Source organism: Clostridioides sp. ES-S-0190-01 (assembly GCF_020658275.1).
Lineage (GTDB): Bacteria > Bacillota > Clostridia > Peptostreptococcales > Peptostreptococcaceae > Clostridioides.
The window spans coordinates 35651-58423 of record NZ_JACVWA010000017.1; the positions used below are offsets into that span (position 1 = coordinate 35651).

Below are 22773 nucleotides of genomic sequence, written 5' to 3' on the forward strand. Positions count from 1 at the left end.
TGATAACCATATTTTTACACTATAATTTCTTTTAAATGAAAGGACTGAAAATAAATGGCAAAAATACTTCTTTTAGAAGATGATGATACAATTGCATTTGGGATAAAAGCTTCCCTAGAAAAGAAAAACCATGTAGTTTGTTGTTATAGTACAATCACTGAAGCTAAGAAAAAATTTGACAAAGATATCAATTTAATTCTACTTGATTTAAATTTACCTGATGGGATTGGATATGAATTTTGTAAATATGTTAAAAATATAAGAGATATTCCAGTGATATTTTTGACAGTGCGCGATGATGAAAAAGATATTGTACAAGGTTTGGATATGGGTGCAGACGACTATGTGGTTAAGCCATTCTTACTTTCAGTACTTCAATCTAGAATTAATGCTGTACTTAGACGTACTCATTCTAACACTACTAGCACTCTTACATGTGAAAATATAAGATTGAATAAAGATGAAGTCAAAGTATATTTGGACAATATTGAAATCTCTTTGACAGCAGGAGAATACAAACTACTCCTAAGTCTAATGGAGAATAAAAATAAAGCACTTACTCGTGCAAAACTATTAGAAATGCTCTGGGATATAGATGGCAACTTTGTAAATGATAATACTCTTACTGTTACAATAAAGCGACTTAGAGAAAAACTAAAAAATCCATCCTGTATAAAAACCTTGAGAGGTATAGGATACAGAATGGAGGACAGCTAGTGAAAATAAAAAAATATATCAATAATACTGTTATTTTTATAGTATTCTGTTTAGTTATTACTATTTTGTTAAGTATAATTCTAACAACTGTAACTTCTTCTGAAGAATATGATATGATAGCTAAAACCATTGGTACATCCTATCAACTTAATCCTAAATCTACAGAACATATTTTAGAATCACTAAAAAATTCAGATTCTCATGACTTTAATGTGGGAAATGAGATTTTATTAAAACATGGTTATACTAAAAATACATTTTGGTATAAAAACTTTTTTTATTTCATGATAGTGTCCTTTATTATAGTGTCAACAATGGCTATAGTTATGTTTATAATTCAGTATAGAGAAAAAAGAAAAAATATGAATAGAATAAATATGCTTACGAGCTATTTAGAAGAAGTAAATTTAGGAAAAGAATCTGTACTTTTACGTTGTGAAGATAAGTTTTCACATCTTGAAGACGAGATATACAAAACTGTGGGAGAACTTCGTTGCTCAAAAGAATTTGCTTTAAAAGAAAGACAAACTCTTTCAGATAATCTTGCAGATATCGCACATCAACTTAAAACTCCAATTACTTCTATGTCGCTCATGGCACAGTTACTTGCAGAAAGTTGTCCCGAGGAAGAAATAGATTACCTCAACAGACTTACAAATCAAATATTAAGATTAGAAAGATTGGTGTCATCCTTACTTACTTTGTCAAAGTTAGATGCAAATACTTTAATATTTGAAAGTAAGCTTATAGATGTCCATTCTCTTCTTACTCATGCAGTTGAACCTATAGAAGAAATTTTAAAAGAAAAAAACCAGACATTTCTTATTGAAGACTCTTCGTTTGTAGAATTTAACATTGATATTAACTGGACTTTGGAAGCTCTTTTAAATATTCTTAAAAACTGTAGTGAACATGTAGAAGATGGTGGACAGATTGTTGCTTATTATAGTAAAAATCCTCTATACATTGAAATTATTATAGAAGATAATGGTAAAGGTTTTGCTCAAGAAGACCTGCCATATATTTTTAATCGATTTTATCGTGGTAAAAATGCTAGCAAATACAGCATTGGTATAGGTCTTGCTCTATCAAAGTCTATTATCGAAAATCAAAATGGTACTATACATGCAGAAAATTGTCATCATGGTGGTGCAAGATTCATAATTAAGTTTTATACATAAAAAACTGGATTATAGGAAAACACCTATAATCCAGTTACATTATATCTTATTTATCATTTATACATTATTTATAACTTACACACAATATTATTTAAAGTTGCTTTTAAAAAATATTCAAATAAATCTTGTTTATATTGTCTCATTTTTTATAGATTCTACTATGTTTTCATTATTTAATTGTTTACATCCCATAATATACGATGCTATTACTACAATAAGTATCAATATGGTAAAGCTCGTCACTATGGATATTGGTGCAAATAATAAGTACTCCATAAAACTTATTTCATTTATATGGATGAAAGCATACAATATAGCTATTTGCACAGGAATACTGAGTAATAATGGTGTAAGACCAAAAAATAATCCTTCTAAGATAATCATCTTTTTCATGCCATTTGGAGACAATCCTGCAGAACGTAACATAGCAAATTCTTGTCGCCTACTTCTAAGATTCCCTGAAACAGTCGCCCATACATTTGATAAACCAATTGCAGCTAACAATGCTGTAATAAATCCTACTATTAAATTCATAGTTATTTGTCCACTATCACTTAACTCTTCATTTTCTACAACATCATTAATCCTATAATCACCTGACCCATAATATTGGTTGCAAATAGATTCAAACTCTTTTCTTACTTTAGAAATATTATCATGATTATCTATTTTAAATAGCCCTGTTATCCTATTTGATTTTAATCTACGATTTTCATGGTAATTTTTAGACATATCTTGTACTGTAGACATTGGTACTACTTGAATTAGTGTGTATCTACCAAGCCTTTCTGCTATTTGTGGAAGTGTATCTGTAATAGCTCCTACTTTCATGTTAAAAGTATAATTTCCCTCATCTTCATCATATACTTTTTCATTCAATGTAATGTTATCTCCTACAGAAAGATTTAAATAATCTATATATACTTTATCCCTACGTGTACTACGCTCAACATCTTCCTCACGATTATATACAATTGAAATTGGATTTTTTGTATCATAATATGGTTTAGGGTCTATAGAAAGTTGTTTGCAATATTTTGCAAAACTCTCATCATCAAGTCCAATCATAGTTGAAGTGATACGAAACTTACCATCACGTTCTATAGGAGAATATTTTTTAGCTGAGACTATATTTTTAAATCCTCCACTCTTTGCAAGCTCTTTTGAAGCATCTTTTTCAGTTAACCAAGTTGCTGCAGACATTTTTAGATAATATAATGAACTCTCTACACCTTGTGTATTGTTTAATTGCTCTAAAAACTGTTTTTCTGTAGGTTCACTATTTTCCAAATACAATGATATATCCCTTTGACTCGCATAAATATCACTACCATAAACACTCTCTGCACCTTTTTGACATGCAATTATATTTAGAAAGCTTGTCAATAATAAAAAAGAAAGTGTTAAAGATATTGTTGCAGTACGATAAGATTTTTTACGGGCACGAAGCGCATTTACTGCAAGTTCTCCTTCTATACCAAATAACCTTGTTAATGAGTATTTATTAGAACTTTTAATTTTAACACTATCACCTTGTCTGATTGCTTCTATAGGTGCTAGTTTTGATACTCTACGTGCTGGTATCAGTGCGGAAACCCATACTGTTATTATTGTAAGTAAAACAGCTGGTAAGAAAGCAGGAATACCATAAGTAAAGATTACCTGTTGATTATCAATATTAATATTTACTGAATTAATATAACTTACAAGGCCATTACACAATGCCCACCCTAAAAATAAGCCTATAGGTAAAGGGATAATTGTCAATAAAAAACCTTCAAAAACTACAGACTTTTTAATCTGCTTTGGAGATGCTCCAATGCTAGCTAGTATGCCCAATTGAGTAAGTCTAGCATTTGCTGATAATGCAAAAGCATTATAAATCACCATTACAAATACAGCCACTGTAAAGATTGCTATTGTTAAATACATAAGAGGTGTTGAAAATTTTTCTATACTGTTCATAGATGCTTTCTGTTCTGGAGAAAAGACTAACATCTTTAAAAGATAATTACTATTATACTTAAGATTGTATTTTCCATATTCATTCATTTTCCATCCTAATGATTTAGCAAGCTTTGGAAGCTCTTTATATGTATCTCTAATATTTTTAAATCGCAAATATACAGTAATATTATCACTAGGCTTTATACTTGCTCTATCAAGATAACCAAGAGCTGTATATGCAGGTACAACTGATGAAGTAGTAACATCTATTTTCCCTACTATTGTCAACACAGTTTCTGAAATCTTTCTAAAACTTTCACCTTTTGCTGTTGGTGCTGTAGGTACAATATAATTTTCATTTAAAACCCTATCTCCTATTGGGATAGTAATCTTATCACCAACTTTTACATTTGGATTACTTTCAAAATATTGTTTTGAGAGTGCAATTTCATTAGCATTATTTGGTCGACGCCCCTCTAGTATAGTGTCTTTTTCTGGCATAGAATTCCAATATTCTGATGTGGCATTTCTATAAATTATGTAATCCCTTTTATCATCATTAATTTTACCTACATACCATGGTCCTTTAATCATCACATCATCAACTGAAGAGAAATTTTCAATTAATGATAAGTCACTTCCATGAGTTTCATCAAATAATTCTCCATGCCAATTACCTTCTTTCTCAACTGAAAGTCTTATAAAATCACTCCACATTGTATATAATAATCCACATAAAGAAGACATCATAGTTGTAGTAAGTAATATAGCCAACATTATAGCTATACTACTACGCTTATTACGACGTACAAAATCTAAGGTGTATTCTTGAAGAATATTCATTTCTTCACCACCTTTTCAGAAACTATCATACCATCTTCCATAGTTATAATGCGATTTGCTTCTAATGCTATTTTTTCATCATGAGTAATAAGAAGTATTGTTTGATTAAATCGTTTATTTGATAAGTTTAGTAAATCTACAATTTCTTCAGAATTTTTTCTATCAAGATTACCTGTTGGTTCATCTGCTAATAAAATAGCTGGTCTATATATTAAACTTCTAGCTATAGCTACTCTTTGCTGTTGCCCACCTGAAAGTTGACCTGGAAGATGTTTTAGCCTATCAGTTAATCCCAAGGTAGATACAATTTCCGAAAACCTATCTTCATCCACTTTCCTCTTATCAAGTAACATTGGTAATAATATATTTTTTCTAACATCAAGAGTAGGTATAAGATTATAAAATTGATATATAAGCCCTACTTTTCTGCGTCGAAAAATTGCCAATGCTTCTTCTTTTAAGCTTGCTATCTCAGTATCTTCAATATAAATTTTTCCAGATGTAGGTCTATCTACTCCTCCAAGCATATGGAGTAATGTAGATTTTCCAGAACCAGAGGCTCCTACTATGGATACAAAATCACCTTTTTGAACTGATAAATTCAAATTATTAAGAGCCGTCACCATAGTTTGATTTGAGCCATATGTCTTTGTTAAATTTTCACATTTTAGTATTTCCATATATAATCATCTCCTTTATAGTTAAAGTTTAGCAATCCAAAATGACATTATAGTGACACTTCAAACTAAATGTTGACTCTCTCTCAAAATACTTTTTTCAATTAAATATGATACTTTACATAAACACCTTATAAATTTTAACCAATATAAGATTATTTTTTATTAAAATTTTGCTCATATCCTTTTACATATACTTAAAATAATATAAATAAAATAAAAACTATGCAATATATTTATCAATTCATTGCATAGTTACTTAAATCTACCTAATATTTTAGTATAAAGTTATGTCTATTATATAGTACTGTAATAGTTATTAATTATATCAATTGCAATCTCTTTTACTTTTGGTCCTCCAATTTTTTTATTAGAATCATCTGATTTAATAGCAAAGTAATATGTATCATCTTCATTTTCTACCATCCCAACAAACCATGCATCAACACATTGCTTCTTTTCATCAAATCCTGTTCCAGTTTTACCATATACATTTATTTTCTTATCATTTGTATCTATTTTCATAATCTCCTTCAAGAGATTAGTATTCTCTTTTTTAAAACTTGTATCACCCTCAAAAATTTTATTTAATACTTGTGTTTGCTCTTTGGGAGAGATTTTTAATGAAGATTCTAACCAGAACCCATTTAAATCTTTACTTCCATTTTTTAAATTTCCTTCCCACTCACTAATGTCACAATTCCCATATTTTAGATTATCTAGTGTATTTTGAACAAATTTAGCATCAACTTGATTCATCAGTTTTCTATGATACCAAACACAAGATACTTTAAATGCTTCTTCTAAATTAAGATTTCTATTCCAATCTTCAATCTCATAAATTGTGCCATTATACCCCATAACTGATTCTTTTGAATTTACTATTCCTTTTTCTAAACCAATTAATGTTGAAATTATTTTAAAAGTAGAACAAGGTGAAGCCCTTGTTTCAATTAACTCTTTATTGTATATATTATATTCTTTATTTTTACTACTATAAAAAACAGCCCCTCCACTAACATCTTTAAAACAATTACTATAATCAACTACATTAACTTTATCTTTTTTCTGTTGTGTACTATCTTTACTATCCAATTCATTTGATTTAAAATTTGTATTGTTACTCTTAATATCTTGTTCTTTACTCTTTTGATTACTTTCCATTGAATGTTTTGCTATAAATGCAATGATTAATAGAATAATTATTAAAATAAAACTTGTCTTTCTTTTCATATCTTACTCCTTCCCTATATATGTATATTTATAATCCTCCTTTAAAATAATAGACATCATCTGCCATATACTCTAAACGTGGAGCTTGAATGTGTTTATTTATAAAATCTAACTCTGGCTTATTTCCTTTTAAATCTTTAAAGAATACAATCCCATCAACAGATTGTAATTCAGCTCCAAAGAAAAAACAAACTGATTTTTTATTACCAACTATCTTAGTTACATCTACATTTCTATTTAACTTATTTATTTTATTTACTACTTCTTCGGAAAAAATATTTTCTAACTCCTTTTTGCCAAGTTTAATATTTAGATTATATTCAGAATTTAACTTTTTTTCATCACATGCTTTTAAGACTGCTTGTGCAACCTCTATATAATCCTTTTTGTAAAGTTGGAATCTAAAACTTTCACTTGGTCTAGGAAGAAATATAGTAGATATACTTATAAAAGTACAAACTATACATCCGATTACTTTTCTTTTATTTAAATCTTTTCTAAGATGTAGCTTAATAATATGTACACAAATCCATATGAAAGCAATCAACATTAATGGTATTGCAAATAATCCTATGAATAGTAAAATCACTCCTCCTCTCAATATAATATTTCCACAAAGAAATAAGAAGTCACTTACAAGAAATAAAGCTACAGGAATAATTATTCCTTTTATATTTTCTTTACCTAATATAATTATGTTGATTAAAGCTATTATAAAAACAGCTATTATAACTATCAGTAACATTGTTCTCTCCTTTCAAGTAGTAAAATTATGTCTGAGTATACACCTAAAACTTACTATTGTAATATTTAAAATATTACAATAGTAAGTTTTAAAAGTCAAGTTATTTAAATCTTTTAAACTAGCTTATTTTTACTAAATTCTAAATAAGTTTTATAATAGGAGTTTTGTTTTTATATGTAGCATACTAATTAATACTGTTTACACTGTAAGTAAATTTAAAAATAATATCTGTAATATAGCAGAATATATCATGAAAATAAATTTTAACCTTATTATAATATAACTACATAATATAATTATGCTACTAAAATATATAAAGAAAGGGCTTAGTATTTATGTCAGATATCATAATAAAGGGACTTACACATAATAATTTAAAAAACATCTCACTTAAACTTCCAAAAAACAAAATCATTGTCTTTACTGGAGTTTCTGGCTCTGGAAAATCAAGTATTGTATTTGACACAATTGCGGCAGAATCACAAAGACAAATGAATGAAACATATTCAGCATTTATTAGAGGTCGACTTCCAAAATACAAAAAACCTCATGTAGAACTGATTGATAATTTAACTGCTTCTGTAATCGTAGACCAGTCTCCTCTTGGTGGCAATGCACGTTCTACAGTAGGAACTATAAGCGATTTGTATTCTTCACTAAGATTATTATTTTCTAGAATTGGCAAACCATATATAGGAACAACATCATATTTTTCGTTTAATGACCCAAATGGTATGTGTAAAAACTGTTCTGGAATTGGTAGAGTCAAAGCGATTAATATTGAGTCTATTCTAAATCCTGAAAATTCATGGAATTCAGGTTGTGTAAATGACTCTCTATTTAAACCTAATTCATGGTATTGGAAACAGTATACTGAATCTGGACTATTTGATTTAGATAAACCTCTGAAGGATTATTCTATGGAGGAATATAATTTATTGCTATATGGCTCAAAAGATGGAAAAAGCAAACCTGAAAATTCAAAAGTTGAAGGTATTTTTAATAAATACAATCAAACATATCTAAATCGAGATATTAGCAATATGAGCAAACACACCAAAGAAAAGTCAGAAAGACTTATAACTGATGAGGAATGTCCTGAATGTCATGGAAAAAGATTAAATAAAGATGCTCTTAACTGCACTATTTTAGGGTATTCTATAGCAGATATGAGTAATATGGAATTTACTGAACTTTACAATTTACTCTCTCAAATAAATGATGATAGAGTTGAAACTGTTGTAGATACTCTTACTGATGGCTTGAAAAGAATGATTGATATTGGACTTCCTTATTTACATCTAAATAGAGAATCAACTTCTCTATCTGGAGGAGAAGCTCAGAGATTAAAACTTGTACGCTATATGGGAAGTAGCCTCACAGGTCTAACCTATATTTTTGATGAACCCAGCACTGGAATGCACCCAAGAGATGTACATCGTATGAATCAATTATTAAAAAGACTTAGAGACAGAGGAAATACAGTTCTGGTGGTAGAACATGATAAAGATGTCATATCTATAGCAGATGAGATTATAGATATTGGTCCAAATGCTGGTAAACATGGGGGAAATATTATATTTCAAGGTACCTATAATGAATTACTTCTAGCAAATACACTTACTTCAAAAGCTATGAATTTGTCATTATCTCTAAAATCTAATACTCGTAAACCAAAAAACTTTCTTCCCATTAGAGGAGCTTGTTTGTATAATCTAAAAAATGTTGATATAGATATACCGGTTGGAATCATGACAGTTGTTACTGGAGTTGCTGGTTCTGGAAAAAGTACTTTGATTTCTAGTATTTTTGCAAAAAAATATGAAAAAGATGTTATTAAAATTGACCAAAACCCTATCACGACTACAAATCGCTCTATGCCAGCTACATTTCTTGGTTTTTTTGATGAAATAAGAAAACTTTTTGCTAAAGAAAATAATGTTGGTGAAAGTTTATTCAGCTTTAATTCTAAAGGGGCTTGTCCTATTTGTAATGGAAAAGGAGTACTTGTTACAGAACTGGTATTTATGGACCCTGTTATTAATATATGTGAAGCTTGTAGAGGTACTCGATATAATGAAGAAGTCCTGTCAAAATTGTATAAGGGTAAAAATATAGTTGAAGTTCTTTCCATGACAGTAGATGAATCACTTGAATTCTTTACGGAAAAGAAACTTTGTAAAATATTACAAACTATGAAAGATGTTGGATTATCTTATATGACTTTAGGTCAGCCACTTAGTACACTATCTGGCGGAGAATGTCAAAGAATTAAACTAGCAAAAAATCTTAATAAAAGAGGTACTATATATATTCTAGATGAACCAACTACTGGTCTTCATATGTCTGACATTGACAAGCTTATGTTGATTTTTGAAAGAATAGTAGACATAGGTAATACAATTATTATCATTGAACATAATTTAGATGTTTTAAAGCAAGCAGATTGGGTGATAGATATTGGACCTGATGGTGGTAAAAATGGTGGTCAGGTAGTATTTGAAGGTACTCCATCAGAAATGTTAAAAAAAGGTAATACTATAACATCAGACTTTCTTAGAAAATCAATAAAAAAATAAGAACAATGGTGTAAATAAAACTACAGAAAAAATGCTTTTTATTTTAAAAAATATCTATTAAAGTATGGAATAAAAATACACATAATTATATATTTTATTTATGGCTTGTACAGTTCTAATTACCTCAAATAGTACTTCTGATATTTTGTTAATTCTATAGAAGACACTTTAATCTATAGAATTAACAAAATGATTAACAAAATCTCAGTATTTCCCCTATCAGAAATCAACAAGGGAAAAATCGTTTTATCCAGTGCTGGCGTAGTTTAAAGTGCCTCCTCCTTGATATAGTAGCGGATACATTGCTTTAATTAGTGCTAAGCTTCATGTTCCGACTTACTTTACCACACAATCATTTGTCTTCACGTCGTTTTCGGTTCCTATTCCCACTTCGTTCTACCTGATACCAGCCGCAGTTTTATTAACAGCTATGTTGCCTGCGATTGACTGGACCACATCCACAATATTAAAATGACACATTCGTCATTTTAACATTGACATGACATAGAAAAGAGAGTATAGTATATCATATAATAATGACGATAAAGTCATTTTAAGGGAGGTTTATGTAATGCCAAAAGTAAATGAACAGTATTTGGAGGAAAAACGGGATCAGATACTGGATGCTGCATTTGATGTTTGCATGTCCAAGCCAGTATATACAGTTAAAATGAAAGATATTATTGAGAAAACAGGCTTTAGTCACGGGCTTGTATATCGTTATTTTACTAATTTGGAGGATATCCTATTTGCCCTCATTAACAGAGACACATCAATTATTGACGTGTCTGCTAAAGTTGATGAAATACTGCACTCAGGACATTCTCCAGAAGATGTTGTAAAGCAGCTGTTTTCGCTATATTTTGATGCGATTATGATTGGCATCACTGGGTACGGTAAGATTTTAAATGAAATGCTTTCTACGCTTGCCAGCGACCAGCAATATTATCAGAGGTTTCGGGCAAATGTGAAGGTTGCATCCCATAGCGATTATTTACAAACGCAAGCATATCAATATATTGAAGAGCAAATACAAAAAGGCTATTTCTCTCCTAAACAGACGTTAGATGAAATATATTCTTTTATTACAGTATGTCTCAGCGGAATCGAAAGGGACTTGATTCTAACAAGGTGCTACCCTGCTATGCAATATATTCAGTTGAATACGGATGGATTACTGTTCAGCCTGTGTACATCTGTCCTTTTCATGTTGGGAAGCAGTAACCAGCCTGTCTGAAAATAAGGACAACAAGAATGAGTCCATAGTTTATTTACAATGAGGAGGTTATGCTGATGTGGAATTATTATGAGAAAAAACCCATACTACAATACTTATTGCTTGTATTTTTAATTGCATGGAGTGCTACAACAATCGTCATAATAGGCGAACGGCTTGAATGGTTTGCAGGACCGATTGGAACTGTCGTATACTACTTACTAGTTGGTTTCTCAATTGGATTTGCTCCAGCTTATGCTGTTACGATTCTTCTTAAAAAAAGTGAACAGATTCATGGGATTAAAGAACTTTGTGGCCGTATCGTCAGAACCAATCATCTATCCGGCTCTCGCGCCCTGATTGTTGCTATTTTCTTTGCCAGCCAGATTGTGATCAATATCCTTTGCAATCGATATCTAGGAAAGCCTTGGTATACGATACTCCTTATGTTTCCATTCATGATTATAGGAGGCGGATTGGAAGAGCTTGGCTGGCGCGGTTTTTTGCAGCCAGCATTAGAGCAAAAACTCCCTTTTTTTGCTGCATGTCTTCTCACAGGCGTGATATGGGCCATTTGGCATCTTCCGCTCTGGTTGCTACAGAACGCAAACCAATCCTCCATGAACTTCATCTCGTTTTTGTGTTGGTGTATCGCGATGTCTTTTATGTTGGCAGTCTTATACAGGCTGGCTGGAAGTGTCCTAATCTGTGTGTGTTTTCATGCGTGGTGCAATGCGATTGGTGGTCTATTCACAATGGACCTTCTTATCCAGCCAATACAAGCAAAGTCAATTGTGCTTCTAGGTCTCCAAGTTATTTTAGCTATGATTGCTTACATACAGATGAATTTGTCTTGGAAGTAACTCAGAAGATACAATGCCTCATATCGAAACGCAAGTTTGCTGAACTGTAAGGAGTTCATATGGCTAAAGAAGAGACAAATATACCTGACAAAACCGTTTATTAGCTTTCTAAGACAGGTTATATTGAGTTGAAAGGTACACTTGTATCATTTATTCAAAATTTTAATTATAACCTTGTTCCTTTTATGATTACTATTTTTCTTATTAAATTCTTAGATAGAAAAGAAGCAGTTGATATTCTTACAAAACGATTAGAATATCTTGAAAAAAGCAATATAGGTACTTCAAAGCAAATAGAAATTTTGAAATCCCAAGACTTACCTACATATATTATTTGCAACGTCAAGCACAGTGCACAAATTATTCAAACAGATATAATATCAACGAAAAAACTTATTAACACGATAAAATAAATTGATGAAACTGGAGAAGCGTAAATGCTACCCCAGTTTCTTTCAAATAATGGCGACACGGGTTCCTGCCTTGATAAACTTCTGGTAAGGGCATATACGCCCTTAGCCAGCCATATCCTCGGATTGGAGGACTACCTTCTTGGCTACCCTTGCGGTAACGCTCATGCACAACAAGGATTTTTTCAACAAACTCATTAAGCATAGTTGTTGTCATGGTTTCAAAGTTTTTGTATTTGTCAATGAGGTCAATAAGCTCCCCATTAAGAGCACAAGCGGAAAAGCACATAAAATCAGATTTTCAAGTAATTGAGTGGCAAGGTGTTATACCTCATAATAAGTTAGAAAAATCAATCTTTACAATGTAAATTATATATCTCAATTAAGTTCTATCAACTGTGTTAAATTTCCAGTGTATGTAAGCTTAAGTTTATGCATAGCCCGTGTACAAGCAATATATAATAAACTACGATCGTAATCATTGTAATATGTTTTATTATTTACTGAAGGAATAACAACTTCATCAAACTCTAGCCCCTTTGACATTTTAATAGAAGTAATTGATACACCTTTTATAAAACTAGAACTTTCAGGAGATATTAAATTAACATCATATTCTTGCTTAATAACATCATATATTGCTTTAGCCTCGCTGTTGGTTTTTAGTATAATACCAAGGGTAGCATTGTTGCTTTCCTCAAACTGCTCAATCTCCATTTTTATCTTCTCTATCTCATCTGGTTCGTTACTGCATTTAATCACAACAGGCTCCTCACCATGTCTTTCAATAGCCTCCAGCGAAGTTATATTTTGAATTTTCTTGGCAAAATTAATAATCTCAAAAGTAGAACGATAACTCTTGTTTAACATTACTAACTCTCCACCATCATAAATCTGTACCATGTCATCTAATGTATGTAAATGATTAGGGTTGATTAGTTGTCCAAAATCTCCAAGAATAGTTTTTTTACATTTGAAAAGTAAGTTTATTACAGCATATTGAATAGGAGTGTAATCCTGCATCTCATCAATAACAATGTGTCTTATCACTTTGTCTTCTTGTAATCCCTCATATGCAGCATGAAGATATATAAATGGATACACATCTGCCCACTCAAGAGTATTCTTTGATGGCATTACAAACATATCTTGAATATTCATCTGTTTGAAGAAGTCCTTATACAGTACTAGAGTATTTTTTATTGTTAGCATTCTATTTAAACTTTTCAGTATATTTTTTACTTTTGGTAAGTCATCTTCCATAATATTATCTGATTCAAATCTATAATGAATATCTTCTGCTACCATCTCCAGTCTTCGCTTAACTGGATATTTATTGTATGCATCAAATCTTTTTCGTATCCAGTCACTTTTAGCTATAAAACCTCCAAAAGTGTAATCTTTAGGAATAAAGACCATATTTGGCATTTGCTTTATATATTTATCCATAAGCTTTAAAAAATCAAGTGTAGACTTGAAACGCACTCTTTTTTCCCATTGTACATCATTTACTTCCAGAGAATCTTTTTCTCCCTCAAAATCAATAATCCTCTCTAATTGAACTTCTGCTATATCTTCAAAACTTAATTCACATAGAGGCTCTTCTCCTAGTTCAGGAAGTACATTAGAAATATAGTCACCAAAGACTTTATTAGGTGATAGAATAATTACATTATTTGCTGATATCTTATCTTTAAATCGATAAAGAAGAAAAGCAATTCGATGTAAGGCTATAGATGTTTTTCCAGAACCAGCTACTCCTTGAATAATGAGGGTGTCAGCCTTGTCATTTCTAATAATTTGATTCTGCTCTTTTTGTATTGTTGAAATAATGGATTTCATCTTTTCATCTGAAGTATTACTAAGTTCCTGTTGAAGAATATCATCTTGTATATTCATAGAACTTTCAAGTACATACTCCAGTATTCCATTTTTAATTTTAAACTGTCGTTTACGTGTTATTTCTCCATCTATCCATCCAAGTGGTGCATTATACCCTGCTGGTCCTATCTCACAGTCATAAAACATACTGGCCATTGGAGAACGCCAATCTAGTATTAGAAGTTCATTTTCATAATCAAATGCAAATCGACCAATATAATACTTTGAATCATAACCTTCATCTTTTAGTTGAAAATCTATCCTAGCAAAATATGGCGAATCTTTCATTTTAGCAATCTTGTCTCGAACTTTTACCATAAAAGCCCCATAACTATCTATTTGCTTTAGTGCCAGTTCATTTTGGAACATTTCATGTGGGTCTATCTCTCCACGATTTTTTACCATATATAATTTAGCATCCATGTAATCTTTATCTAGTTTATCAACTGAATTTTCTGCATTCTCCAAAGCATTATCCAGCTTATTATTTATATCTATAAGATATGCAATCTCATCTGGAAAAGATGTTGCTAACTCCATCTCTTGTCCAGATATATTATGTTTAGGATTGGATGTAATAGAATTACAACTTTCTAATTGCTGATTTTTAGACATTTGAATCCTCCTTGCCAATTAAGTATTATCTTAAATCATTATACTGAATTGAATTTTATATTTTTTAATCATTCTTGCTCTTTGATTCAAATTTAGTTTTTGTTTTAAATTTCAGCCTCAAAATTTATATTTCTTTTTAAATAAAAAATACATTTTCTTATATTTATAATCAAAGTTATGAGAAACATGGACAGCAAAATAAATACACCTAAAAATGTAAAATTATTTTTTAATACAATAGATTATTAGTACTATTCAGTGTCTTTTTCATTTTCAGAAGACAGAATAAATTTTTGAGTAGGATACCCAAATTCAGTCAATAATTCAGCTTCTGCAAAACCTAACTTCTTTATCATATTCCGATGTCCTGTATCAGCTTTATCTCCTTCTCTAAAAGTTGTGATTGAGATAGATTTATCTATCAAAAAATTCTCAATAACCTTTTTTAGAAACACCTGTGCAATATCTGAATTACGATATTGAGGGTGTATTCCAAAAAAGTCAATGCTCCCAGTTTCTTTATTAAATACCATATTTGCAATAGCAATGTTATTAAATTTTAATATCAAGGCTCTTTCTTCCAAAATATATTGTTTTAATTGAGAGATATATTCTTCCTCCTGTAAATTTGGGAATCCATCTATGACTAATCTCACTAAACTCATCCATGATGGTATATCAGATATTTTAGCAAGTGTAATATCTTTTTCTAATTCCGATATATCTTTTGAAAATAGATTTTCTTTTTTCAAAACAAATCTTAGCTGCAAAGGATAAAATTCTTGTTCTTTTCGATATTTATTTGGAGATTTTTTATACATATCTTTAAATACAGAAGTAAATGCTTGTTGACTTTCATAGCCAGCTATCAATGCAATTTCAATAATTGTTTTTTTAGAAAATACTAATAGTTTTGCTGCCTCTGTGAGTTTTCTTCGTTTTATATAATCATGCATTGTCAACCCAACAGAAGTTGTAAAAGTTCTATGTAGATGATATTTTGAATAATGAACAGCATTAGCAACTATATCTAAATCCAGCTTTTCTGATAAATGCTCCTCTATATAATCAATAGCAGTTATAACATTATTTACTTTATAAAACATTGCAGCTCTCCTCCTTTTATCCATGAGACATTATATCAATTACTTCTTAGTCATATTTAATAAATCTTGCTATTTTTTATAATGTGAAAATTATTTTTTATATGTTTATCTCATCCTTTAACCTATTTTTCAATTTTCTTACATATTTCTAACTTAATAATATACATTTTTTCATATAATATAATCATTAAAAAAGAAAAATAGAGTATTTCATTTGAGATTCTTAATATTCTCTTGAAATACTCTTCTTTATATAAATATTTCTTTATTTTTAAATATACACTTAATTTATTTAACTCTAAATAAACTTTTAACTTTAAGATTTACTATCTTCTATTATTTAACTAAAGACTCCAACCCTTTAATTTTCAATAGTTTTTCGTTTAATAAATCTAAAAATTTATCTATTATTTCCTGTTTATTAGATTCTTTAACTAAATAATAAATAAACCTATCTGGTGGAGCATCTTTTATGTAATGTATCTCGATATTAGATATTTCTTTAAGGTGATATGCTACTGATACTGGCACAATGGCCCATAAATTTTCTTGTCTCATAAAATACTCTAAAAGAGACATTTGGTCTAAAAATACTTTAGGTTGAAGAGTTGAACGAAACCAAAAATTATGCCACAAATCATATTCAGGATTCCATGGAAGTCTTATTTCATCGGCAACATCTAAAACAGATGGATGCAATTCTCCATTGTATTTTGAGCCATAACTTGTTACCAGTAACATGGCTTCTTTAAATATTGGTATTGTTTCTATGTCATTAAAAAACATATCATCTGAAATAAGAGCTATATCAACTTCCCCCTTGGAAACATAATCATATGCTTCATAAGAATGATAGTTATAAAAATTTACATTATACTCTGGATATGTATTCATAAAACAGGAAAATACATCTGGAAGTATGTATGAGCTAACACTTCCTATAGAGGATATATTTATAATTTTACTTCTATCAATCTTAGTTATATACTTAGCTTCTTGTAAGAGAGTTTTATATTTTTCTGCAATTGGAACAAATGCCTTCCCTTCTTCTGTCAACTCTGATATTCGTACTCCCTTTTTTCGATTAATTAATTTGTATCCCAATTCAGCTTCTAATGCATGTATGCGTCTACTTAAAGCTGGCTGAGTAACATATAAACTTTCAGCAGCAGCAGAAATGCTTCCCAGCTTTATAATAGTCAAAAAAGCTTGTATCTCAAGTTCTGTCATAATCTTACCCCAATTCATAATATAAACATTTATTTATATTATATGGATAAAAACAGCATTTTACAATTATTTAATATGACTGTAAACTAATTGTATCTTAAAATTTAACGAGGTGCCATTATGAAATATACAACTAACTTAACAGAAGGTTACATAAAGAAAGAGTTGGTCATACTCATGTTCCCATTACTTTTAGGAAATATACTCCAACAACTTTACAATACTATTGATGCTATTATAGTTGGTAGGTTTGTAAGTCAAACTGCTTTTGCTGCTGTAGGTGTAGCTGGAACTACTATGAACCTTTTTATATTTGTACTAAGTGGAAGTTGTACAGGTATATCAATTATATTTGCACATTTTTATGGAGCTAGTGATTTATCTTCATTTAGAAAAGAATCTTTTCTAGCAACTATCTTTGGCATTACATTAGCTTTAGGATTAAGTATATGTTCAATATTTATGCTTTCTCCATTACTAAATCTAATTCATACACCACAAGAAGTTTCAAATATCGCGATACCATACCTAAATATTATTTTTTGTGGACTTATCGCAACATATTTTTATAATTTATTATCAGCAGCCTTGAGAGCTGTTGGGAATACTAAAGCTACCCTAATTATCTTAATGCTTTCAATGATAATAAATACTGTTTTGGATATAGTTTTTGTTGCAGTATGTGATTTTGGAATCCAAGGAGCAGCTTCTGCAACTGTGCTTTCACAGACTCTTGCATCAATTCTTTGTTTTATTTATATAAGAAAAAACATTTCATTTCTTTTGTTTAGAAAGGAAGATATGAAGTTTGAATGGAAATTATTAAGATTAACTCTATCCTATAGTCTAATTTCAGCTCTTCATCAATCCAGTTTATATATTGGAAAATTACTAGTACAGGGAGCTGTAAATCTAATGGGAGCAGACATGATTACAGCATACACTGCTACAACAAGAATTGAAGGCTTTGCTAATTCTTTTGGTGATAGTGGTGCTGAGGCTATCTCTATATTTGTCGCACAAAATCTTGGAAATGAAAATAGAAAAAGAGCAAAGCAAGGATTTTATACAGGATTGATTACACTAGTTTGTCTAGGAATTGGATTATCTTTGATAATGTATTTCTTCGCAAAGACTACTATTGAATTTATGACAAATAATGCCAATAGTAGAATTATGATAAATGGCATAGAGTACATGAAAACTATCTCTATTTTCTATGTTTTATGTTTTATAGGAAGTGCATTTGTTGGATGGTATAGAGGAAGTGGAAAAGTAAATATTCCTGTAATTGGAACCGTCTTACATATATCAATTCGTGTTATTATTTCTTATTTGTTTATTCAACAATTTGGTTTAAAGACAATTGCATTTGCTACTGGCATAGGATGGGTTTCTGTTGTGACATTTCAGTATATTATTTTTTGTAGGTCAAAAAAAATAGAAAGGTGAACTCTATCCAAAGTTCACCTTTTATGTAAATAACTTTTTTTATTTTGATACATATTAATCTAATTTATAATATATCAGAGTTAAGATTAACAAATTAAACTTTTGAGTATATAATATATTACCCTAAGCTATTTATTAATAACTCTATTTTAAAGTTAATCCTGTGTTTGAGTTAATCCCATATTTTGAGCTAATTTTATTTTGTATGCTGAACATACTCTATAATTGTGCCATCTGGATGTTTTACTGTCATATTATATCCTGTAGGAACTTTTTTCTTATCTCTTATTACTACTGCTCCACTTTGTAGCAGATGACTTCTCCATTCATCCACAGAATCAACCATAAAAGTAGCTTTCGTTTCTATAAATGGCTTAAGAGCAGTATCAGAACCAGATAACAGCAAAACATTTCCTACTTGAGCCAACTCTAACCCCACTTCTTTATAAGAAAAACGTAAAGAACATTTATCTTTTAAAAGATTTTCATAAAAAGGAATTGCATTTTCTATATCCTTAATATAAAAACGTGTTAATACATCATATATCTTCATATTATTTACTCCTTTATTTATCTGTCTTGTTTCTTCTCGATTATATCATTTTGCAAATATTATGATAATATCTCAATCATTAAACCACAACTATAATAATTACCCTAACAAGTCCTTATTATCACATAACAGGTAGTAACTTTCAATAAAAACGTCTATTAGTCACTCATTAAGTAACAATTCAATCTGTCATATCATAAACAATCCATATAAAAAACAAGTTAACTACCATTCATAGTAAAATGGTAGTTAACTTGTTTTTTATTACAGCTAAACCTATGTATCCACAGAATTTCTATTCTGTTTTGTTATTTATAGAATAGGTAACATCATTTTAGTGAGATACTCACTTTCAGGACGATTTAAATCATTCAAGTACTGATAATAGATATCTCCATGAAGTTCATATCCACTATCCTTCGCCCACAAAAATAATTCTTCAAGTGTAGGGTCTTGCAGTTCATATGGTCCTAAATCAATTGCAGTTATTATTTTCTGTGTTGGAACAATCTTTTGCAAAATTTCATTTTCTGTATCCATATTATTAAATACAGAATGATTAGCTACAGGAAAACCTACTTCAACATCTAATTTTTCTAAGTCCATGTTATGAAAGCATACAATTGGTGCTCCTGCAGACAATATTCCCTTTTCTTCCAGATAGTTGGAAATTTTTCGAAAACTTTGCTGTGAAAACTCTGAAAATTCTACCATAAAGTCAATAGTTTTTCGTATTGCTAAAATGCAATACGAAGGCTGTTCAGCCATCGTTATATTAGATATTCTAGCCATTTCATATCCTCCATTACTTTATTTTTATTTCTTAGCCTCTGTTTCGTAGTTTTTATTCTTAGTTGCATCTTTATATTAACAGTATAACAAAACCAATATTATGATGCTTGTCACACAGTGCTCTTATTTTAAGTAAATACAAATGGATTGAAAATAATGAATAACTCAAATAAGAAATAGTACTGCTTATTATAAATCACTAGTATTCATCCTTGAAATTCATAAAGAAAATCAATATTAATCTTGTAGTTATTCTAATATATAAATAACATTAGGATTAAACATATTTTCTAGGTTACTACTTTTAGAGTCATTTTTTGCATAAAATTAAGAGATAGTTTAATAGCTATCTCTTAAAATAATTCCATTATTTAAATTTGGTTAATTCTTATTTTTATTATCAAGTTACTAATATACTAAAACATTTTAACAGTTTTCATCTAGCTCCCCTAGAATCTTATGAATATGAATCATTAAATATAATTCCTCCTGACGAGGTAATTTTCTAGAGTATTCCTTGTGTATATAGGCTCCTATTTTATTTACACATTCATATTCTTCCTTACAATTTTTACGCACTTGATTATATATAAAATCTATCTTTTCTTTTGATGGTTCATTAGCCAGAAATCTTTGAGAAAAAGCCTTTAGATGCATTACAAATCTCATATAATAAAATGATTCTTTATTATATACAATAGAAAAGTGATAATGAACTATTTGTAAAATGGCATTCACAATTTTAGCACTTCTCTTGTTTCTATCACTATAAGGATTGTCTTGTTGTGCATTTATAAAATGGCCTGCTATATTACCAATTTCCTCTTCTGGTAGGTCTAGACCAAGAACCTCCTTAAAAACAGTAATCGCATATTTTCCTATATCATATTCTTTTGGATTAAATTCTTTAATTTCAAACAAATAGTAATTCTCAATCATTATACCTTCTTTAAAGCGTCTCACTGCAAAGGCGATGTGGTCAGTTAAAGCCAAGTATATATGGTTCATAAGTTTTAAATTATACTTTTCTATTCCATATGAGATTATCATTTGAGCTATACCAAAGTATTCTGCATCTATTTCTGATGCAAGTTGTACAATGCTCTTTTTTATATTTTCATCATGAAGAACGAAAGTTTTTTCTATATCTTCTTTATTTAACTCAGACCCAATCTTATAATTATGACCAATTCCTTTTCCCATCAATATTATTTCTTCGTCATTATCATCCTTTGCAAGTAGCAACGAATTATTTAATACCTTTGTAATGTACATACTAAAAACCTCAATATATTATATTTATTTTGTTATTCCATTACTCTTTATGACTTCTTTATACCAATAAAAACTATCTTTCTTTATTCTTTTTAAATCTAAGGTTTCATGGTCTGTTCTGTTTATGTAAACAAGTCCATAACGTTTGTTGAAACCTTGTGAAGAACTTAAAAGGTCTGTAAATGACCATAGACAATATCCCATCATTTCTACACCATCTTCAATAGCTAATTTACATGCATTTATATGAGTATTTAAATAATCTATACGATAGTCATCATGAATTTTACCATCTTCAAGGACATCTTTAGCTCCAAGACCATTCTCCGTTATTATAACAGGTAAGTGATACCTTTGCCAATATTCATTCAATGCAACTCTAAGTCCTGATGAATCTATTGATGCTCCATACTCTGAAGCCTTTAGATTAGGATTCATCGACATCTTAAATAATCCATACATACTAAAGTCAACTGTTCCTTCTCTTAGTCCAAATGGATGTTGTGAATCCTCAGGTAAGGCCTCTGCACAGTTTGTTCTATAATAATTTACAGCTATGAAATCCATTTTAGCTTTTTTAAGTACTTCTTTATCTTCATTTTCCATATGAGGAACTATATTTCTTTTCTCAAGATAATTCATATAATACCCTGGATACTCTCCATAATAATGCATATCAAGCATGTAGTACACTTTAAAGTTGTCATTCATTCTTGCTGCGTATACATCTTCTGGTTTAGATGTAAGAGGATATGTTACAGATGATGATACTGCTGCTCCAATCTTGCTTCCTTCTATCATTTCATGGCATGCATTAACTGCCAATGCATGAGCTAAACAAAGATTATAATCCATTTGAGCACGCATTTTATCTATCTTCCATGGGTCTGTTTCATTATATATATTAATTCTCTCTTCTACTCTAACTATTAAATTCTGTTCATTATGAGGTTGCCAATATTTCACTCTATCTCCAAAATGCTCAAAGCATACTTTGGCAAATCTTTCAAAGGCATAAACAGTCTCTCTACCTTCCCAACCATTATACTTCTCCACTAATGCAAAAGGTAGGTCAAAGTGATATAAAGTTACAAATGGCTCAATGTCACACTCTATTAATTTATCTATTACTTTATTATAAAAATCTATTCCCTTTTGGTTTATTTCTCCTTCCCCATCTGGAATTAGTCTTGCCCATGAAATTGAGAAACGATAAGTTTTCATTCCTAATTCTTTCATCAGTTCAATATCTTCTTCATAATTATGATAAAAATCTGATGCTACTTTAGTGTCTGCTTGCAAGTGAGACTTTTTAAAAGAATTGTAATCAGCCACTGTTTTTCCTTTATTATCTTTATCCCAAGCTCCTTCCACTTGAAATGCTGAAGATGATGCTCCCCATAAAAAATCTTTTGGAAATCCTGTATTCATAAGTGTCACTCCTTTTATATTAATGTT

General features: G+C 29.9%; 20 protein-coding genes. 7 read left to right on the forward strand and 13 right to left on the reverse strand.

The genetic code is table 11. From position 1 onward, the window contains the following. Nucleotides 1–54 precede the first annotated feature (54 nt). Nucleotides 55–717 (forward strand): response regulator transcription factor, encoded by a 663-nt coding sequence (locus IC214_RS06340; protein WP_227435324.1) that lies wholly within the window; start codon nucleotides 55–57, stop codon nucleotides 715–717. Beyond that, on the forward strand, nucleotides 717–1898 hold the full coding sequence (locus IC214_RS06345; protein ID WP_227866402.1) for a sensor histidine kinase: 1182 nt from the start codon (nucleotides 717–719) through the stop codon (nucleotides 1896–1898). The genes IC214_RS06340 and IC214_RS06345 overlap by 1 nt, the downstream gene beginning before the upstream one ends. Nucleotides 1899–2027: 129 nt before the next feature. Here the strand turns inward: IC214_RS06345 and IC214_RS06350 are convergent, their stop codons facing one another. The 4 genes from IC214_RS06350 to IC214_RS06365 all read right to left on the reverse strand — a co-directional run bounded on the left by IC214_RS06350 (nucleotide 2028) and on the right by IC214_RS06365 (nucleotide 7343). Continuing rightward, nucleotides 2028–4688 (reverse strand): ABC transporter permease, encoded by a 2661-nt coding sequence (locus IC214_RS06350; RefSeq protein WP_227866403.1) that lies wholly within the window; start codon nucleotides 4686–4688, stop codon nucleotides 2028–2030. Next, nucleotides 4685–5368, reverse strand: coding sequence for an ABC transporter ATP-binding protein (locus IC214_RS06355; protein ID WP_227435330.1), 684 nt, complete (start codon nucleotides 5366–5368; stop codon nucleotides 4685–4687). Before IC214_RS06355 ends, IC214_RS06350 begins: the two co-directional genes overlap by 4 nt. Nucleotides 5369–5662: 294 nt before the next feature. Further along, nucleotides 5663–6598 (reverse strand): penicillin-binding transpeptidase domain-containing protein, encoded by a 936-nt coding sequence (locus IC214_RS06360; RefSeq protein ID WP_227866404.1) that lies wholly within the window; start codon nucleotides 6596–6598, stop codon nucleotides 5663–5665. Nucleotides 6599–6626: 28 nt separating this feature from the next. After that, on the reverse strand, nucleotides 6627–7343 hold the full coding sequence (locus tag IC214_RS06365; protein ID WP_227831721.1) for a hypothetical protein: 717 nt from the start codon (nucleotides 7341–7343) through the stop codon (nucleotides 6627–6629). A gap of 335 nt (nucleotides 7344–7678) precedes the next feature. Here IC214_RS06365 and IC214_RS06370 point away from each other — a divergent pair, with 335 nt between their 5' ends. The 3 genes from IC214_RS06370 to IC214_RS06380 all read left to right on the forward strand — a co-directional run bounded on the left by IC214_RS06370 (nucleotide 7679) and on the right by IC214_RS06380 (nucleotide 12001). Continuing rightward, entirely contained in the window at nucleotides 7679–9922 is a 2244-nt protein-coding gene (locus IC214_RS06370; RefSeq protein ID WP_227866405.1) for an excinuclease ABC subunit UvrA, read from the forward strand. Nucleotides 9923–10493: 571 nt separating this feature from the next. Further along, nucleotides 10494–11159, forward strand: a complete 666-nt coding sequence (locus tag IC214_RS06375; RefSeq protein WP_227831723.1) for a TetR/AcrR family transcriptional regulator — start codon at nucleotides 10494–10496, stop codon at nucleotides 11157–11159. 56 nt (nucleotides 11160–11215) lie between these two features. Then, on the forward strand, nucleotides 11216–12001 hold the full coding sequence (locus IC214_RS06380; RefSeq protein ID WP_227851373.1) for a type II CAAX endopeptidase family protein: 786 nt from the start codon (nucleotides 11216–11218) through the stop codon (nucleotides 11999–12001). A 166-nt stretch (nucleotides 12002–12167) separates the two neighbouring features. Here the strand turns inward: IC214_RS06380 and IC214_RS06385 are convergent, their stop codons facing one another. Next, complete coding sequence (locus tag IC214_RS06385; protein ID WP_227866406.1) at nucleotides 12168–12341, reverse strand: hypothetical protein; 174 nt, start codon at nucleotides 12339–12341, stop codon at nucleotides 12168–12170. Between the two features lie 56 nt (nucleotides 12342–12397). Then, nucleotides 12398–12700 carry a DUF4368 domain-containing protein gene (locus IC214_RS21105; RefSeq protein WP_413926643.1) on the reverse strand — a complete coding sequence of 101 codons (303 nt, stop codon included), beginning with the start codon at nucleotides 12698–12700 and terminating at the stop codon, nucleotides 12398–12400. Here IC214_RS21105 and IC214_RS06395 point away from each other — a divergent pair. Continuing rightward, nucleotides 12627–12779: a hypothetical protein gene (locus tag IC214_RS06395; RefSeq protein ID WP_227866421.1), complete on the forward strand. Its 153-nt coding sequence runs from the start codon at nucleotides 12627–12629 to the stop codon at nucleotides 12777–12779. The two genes, IC214_RS21105 and IC214_RS06395, sit on opposite strands and share 74 nt — an antisense overlap. Nucleotides 12780–12789: 10 nt before the next feature. Here IC214_RS06395 and IC214_RS06400 read toward each other — a convergent pair whose 3' ends face one another. From IC214_RS06400 to IC214_RS06410, 3 genes are all read right to left on the reverse strand, one after another. After that, entirely contained in the window at nucleotides 12790–14907 is a 2118-nt protein-coding gene (locus tag IC214_RS06400; RefSeq protein ID WP_227851371.1) for a UvrD-helicase domain-containing protein, read from the reverse strand. A 251-nt stretch (nucleotides 14908–15158) separates the two neighbouring features. After that, on the reverse strand, nucleotides 15159–16013 hold the full coding sequence (locus IC214_RS06405) for a helix-turn-helix transcriptional regulator (protein ID WP_227435346.1): 855 nt from the start codon (nucleotides 16011–16013) through the stop codon (nucleotides 15159–15161). 336 nt (nucleotides 16014–16349) lie between these two features. Then, nucleotides 16350–17243 (reverse strand): LysR family transcriptional regulator, encoded by an 894-nt coding sequence (locus IC214_RS06410; RefSeq protein WP_227866407.1) that lies wholly within the window; start codon nucleotides 17241–17243, stop codon nucleotides 16350–16352. 120 nt (nucleotides 17244–17363) lie between these two features. On the opposite strand from IC214_RS06410, the gene IC214_RS06415 reads away from it, so the two are divergent. Beyond that, nucleotides 17364–18695, forward strand: a complete 1332-nt coding sequence (locus tag IC214_RS06415) for an MATE family efflux transporter (protein WP_227866408.1) — start codon at nucleotides 17364–17366, stop codon at nucleotides 18693–18695. A 196-nt stretch (nucleotides 18696–18891) separates the two neighbouring features. Here the strand turns inward: IC214_RS06415 and IC214_RS06420 are convergent, their stop codons facing one another. From IC214_RS06420 to IC214_RS06435, 4 genes are all read right to left on the reverse strand, one after another. Further along, nucleotides 18892–19248 (reverse strand): VOC family protein, encoded by a 357-nt coding sequence (locus IC214_RS06420; protein ID WP_227435351.1) that lies wholly within the window; start codon nucleotides 19246–19248, stop codon nucleotides 18892–18894. 312 nt (nucleotides 19249–19560) lie between these two features. Further along, complete coding sequence (locus tag IC214_RS06425; protein ID WP_227435363.1) at nucleotides 19561–20040, reverse strand: GyrI-like domain-containing protein; 480 nt, start codon at nucleotides 20038–20040, stop codon at nucleotides 19561–19563. Between the two features lie 426 nt (nucleotides 20041–20466). Further along, nucleotides 20467–21315, reverse strand: coding sequence for a PRD domain-containing protein (locus IC214_RS06430; RefSeq protein ID WP_227825111.1), 849 nt, complete (start codon nucleotides 21313–21315; stop codon nucleotides 20467–20469). Nucleotides 21316–21339: 24 nt separating this feature from the next. Continuing rightward, nucleotides 21340–22746 carry a glycoside hydrolase family 1 protein gene (locus IC214_RS06435; protein ID WP_227825110.1) on the reverse strand — a complete coding sequence of 469 codons (1407 nt, stop codon included), beginning with the start codon at nucleotides 22744–22746 and terminating at the stop codon, nucleotides 21340–21342. Nucleotides 22747–22773 lie beyond the last annotated feature (27 nt).

Coding starts and splice junctions, on each gene's coding strand:
- IC214_RS06340 (WP_227435324.1), top strand. CDS start 55: ATGGCAAAAATACTTCTTTTAGAAGATGATGATACAATTGCATTTGGG.
- IC214_RS06350 (WP_227866403.1), bottom strand. CDS start 4,688: ATGAATATTCTTCAAGAATACACCTTAGATTTTGTACGTCGTAATAAG.
- IC214_RS06355 (WP_227435330.1), bottom strand. CDS start 5,368: ATGGAAATACTAAAATGTGAAAATTTAACAAAGACATATGGCTCAAAT.
- IC214_RS06360 (WP_227866404.1), bottom strand. CDS start 6,598: ATGAAAAGAAAGACAAGTTTTATTTTAATAATTATTCTATTAATCATT.
- IC214_RS06365 (WP_227831721.1), bottom strand. CDS start 7,343: ATGTTACTGATAGTTATAATAGCTGTTTTTATAATAGCTTTAATCAAC.
- IC214_RS06370 (WP_227866405.1), top strand. CDS start 7,679: ATGTCAGATATCATAATAAAGGGACTTACACATAATAATTTAAAAAAC.
- IC214_RS06375 (WP_227831723.1), top strand. CDS start 10,494: ATGCCAAAAGTAAATGAACAGTATTTGGAGGAAAAACGGGATCAGATA.
- IC214_RS06380 (WP_227851373.1), top strand. CDS start 11,216: ATGTGGAATTATTATGAGAAAAAACCCATACTACAATACTTATTGCTT.
- IC214_RS06395 (WP_227866421.1), top strand. CDS start 12,627: ATGGTTTCAAAGTTTTTGTATTTGTCAATGAGGTCAATAAGCTCCCCA.
- IC214_RS21105 (WP_413926643.1), bottom strand. CDS start 12,700: ATGTGCTTTTCCGCTTGTGCTCTTAATGGGGAGCTTATTGACCTCATT.
- IC214_RS06400 (WP_227851371.1), bottom strand. CDS start 14,907: ATGTCTAAAAATCAGCAATTAGAAAGTTGTAATTCTATTACATCCAAT.
- IC214_RS06405 (WP_227435346.1), bottom strand. CDS start 16,013: ATGTTTTATAAAGTAAATAATGTTATAACTGCTATTGATTATATAGAG.
- IC214_RS06410 (WP_227866407.1), bottom strand. CDS start 17,243: ATGACAGAACTTGAGATACAAGCTTTTTTGACTATTATAAAGCTGGGA.
- IC214_RS06415 (WP_227866408.1), top strand. CDS start 17,364: ATGAAATATACAACTAACTTAACAGAAGGTTACATAAAGAAAGAGTTG.
- IC214_RS06420 (WP_227435351.1), bottom strand. CDS start 19,248: ATGAAGATATATGATGTATTAACACGTTTTTATATTAAGGATATAGAA.
- IC214_RS06425 (WP_227435363.1), bottom strand. CDS start 20,040: ATGGCTAGAATATCTAATATAACGATGGCTGAACAGCCTTCGTATTGC.
- IC214_RS06430 (WP_227825111.1), bottom strand. CDS start 21,315: ATGTACATTACAAAGGTATTAAATAATTCGTTGCTACTTGCAAAGGAT.
- IC214_RS06435 (WP_227825110.1), bottom strand. CDS start 22,746: ATGAATACAGGATTTCCAAAAGATTTTTTATGGGGAGCATCATCTTCA.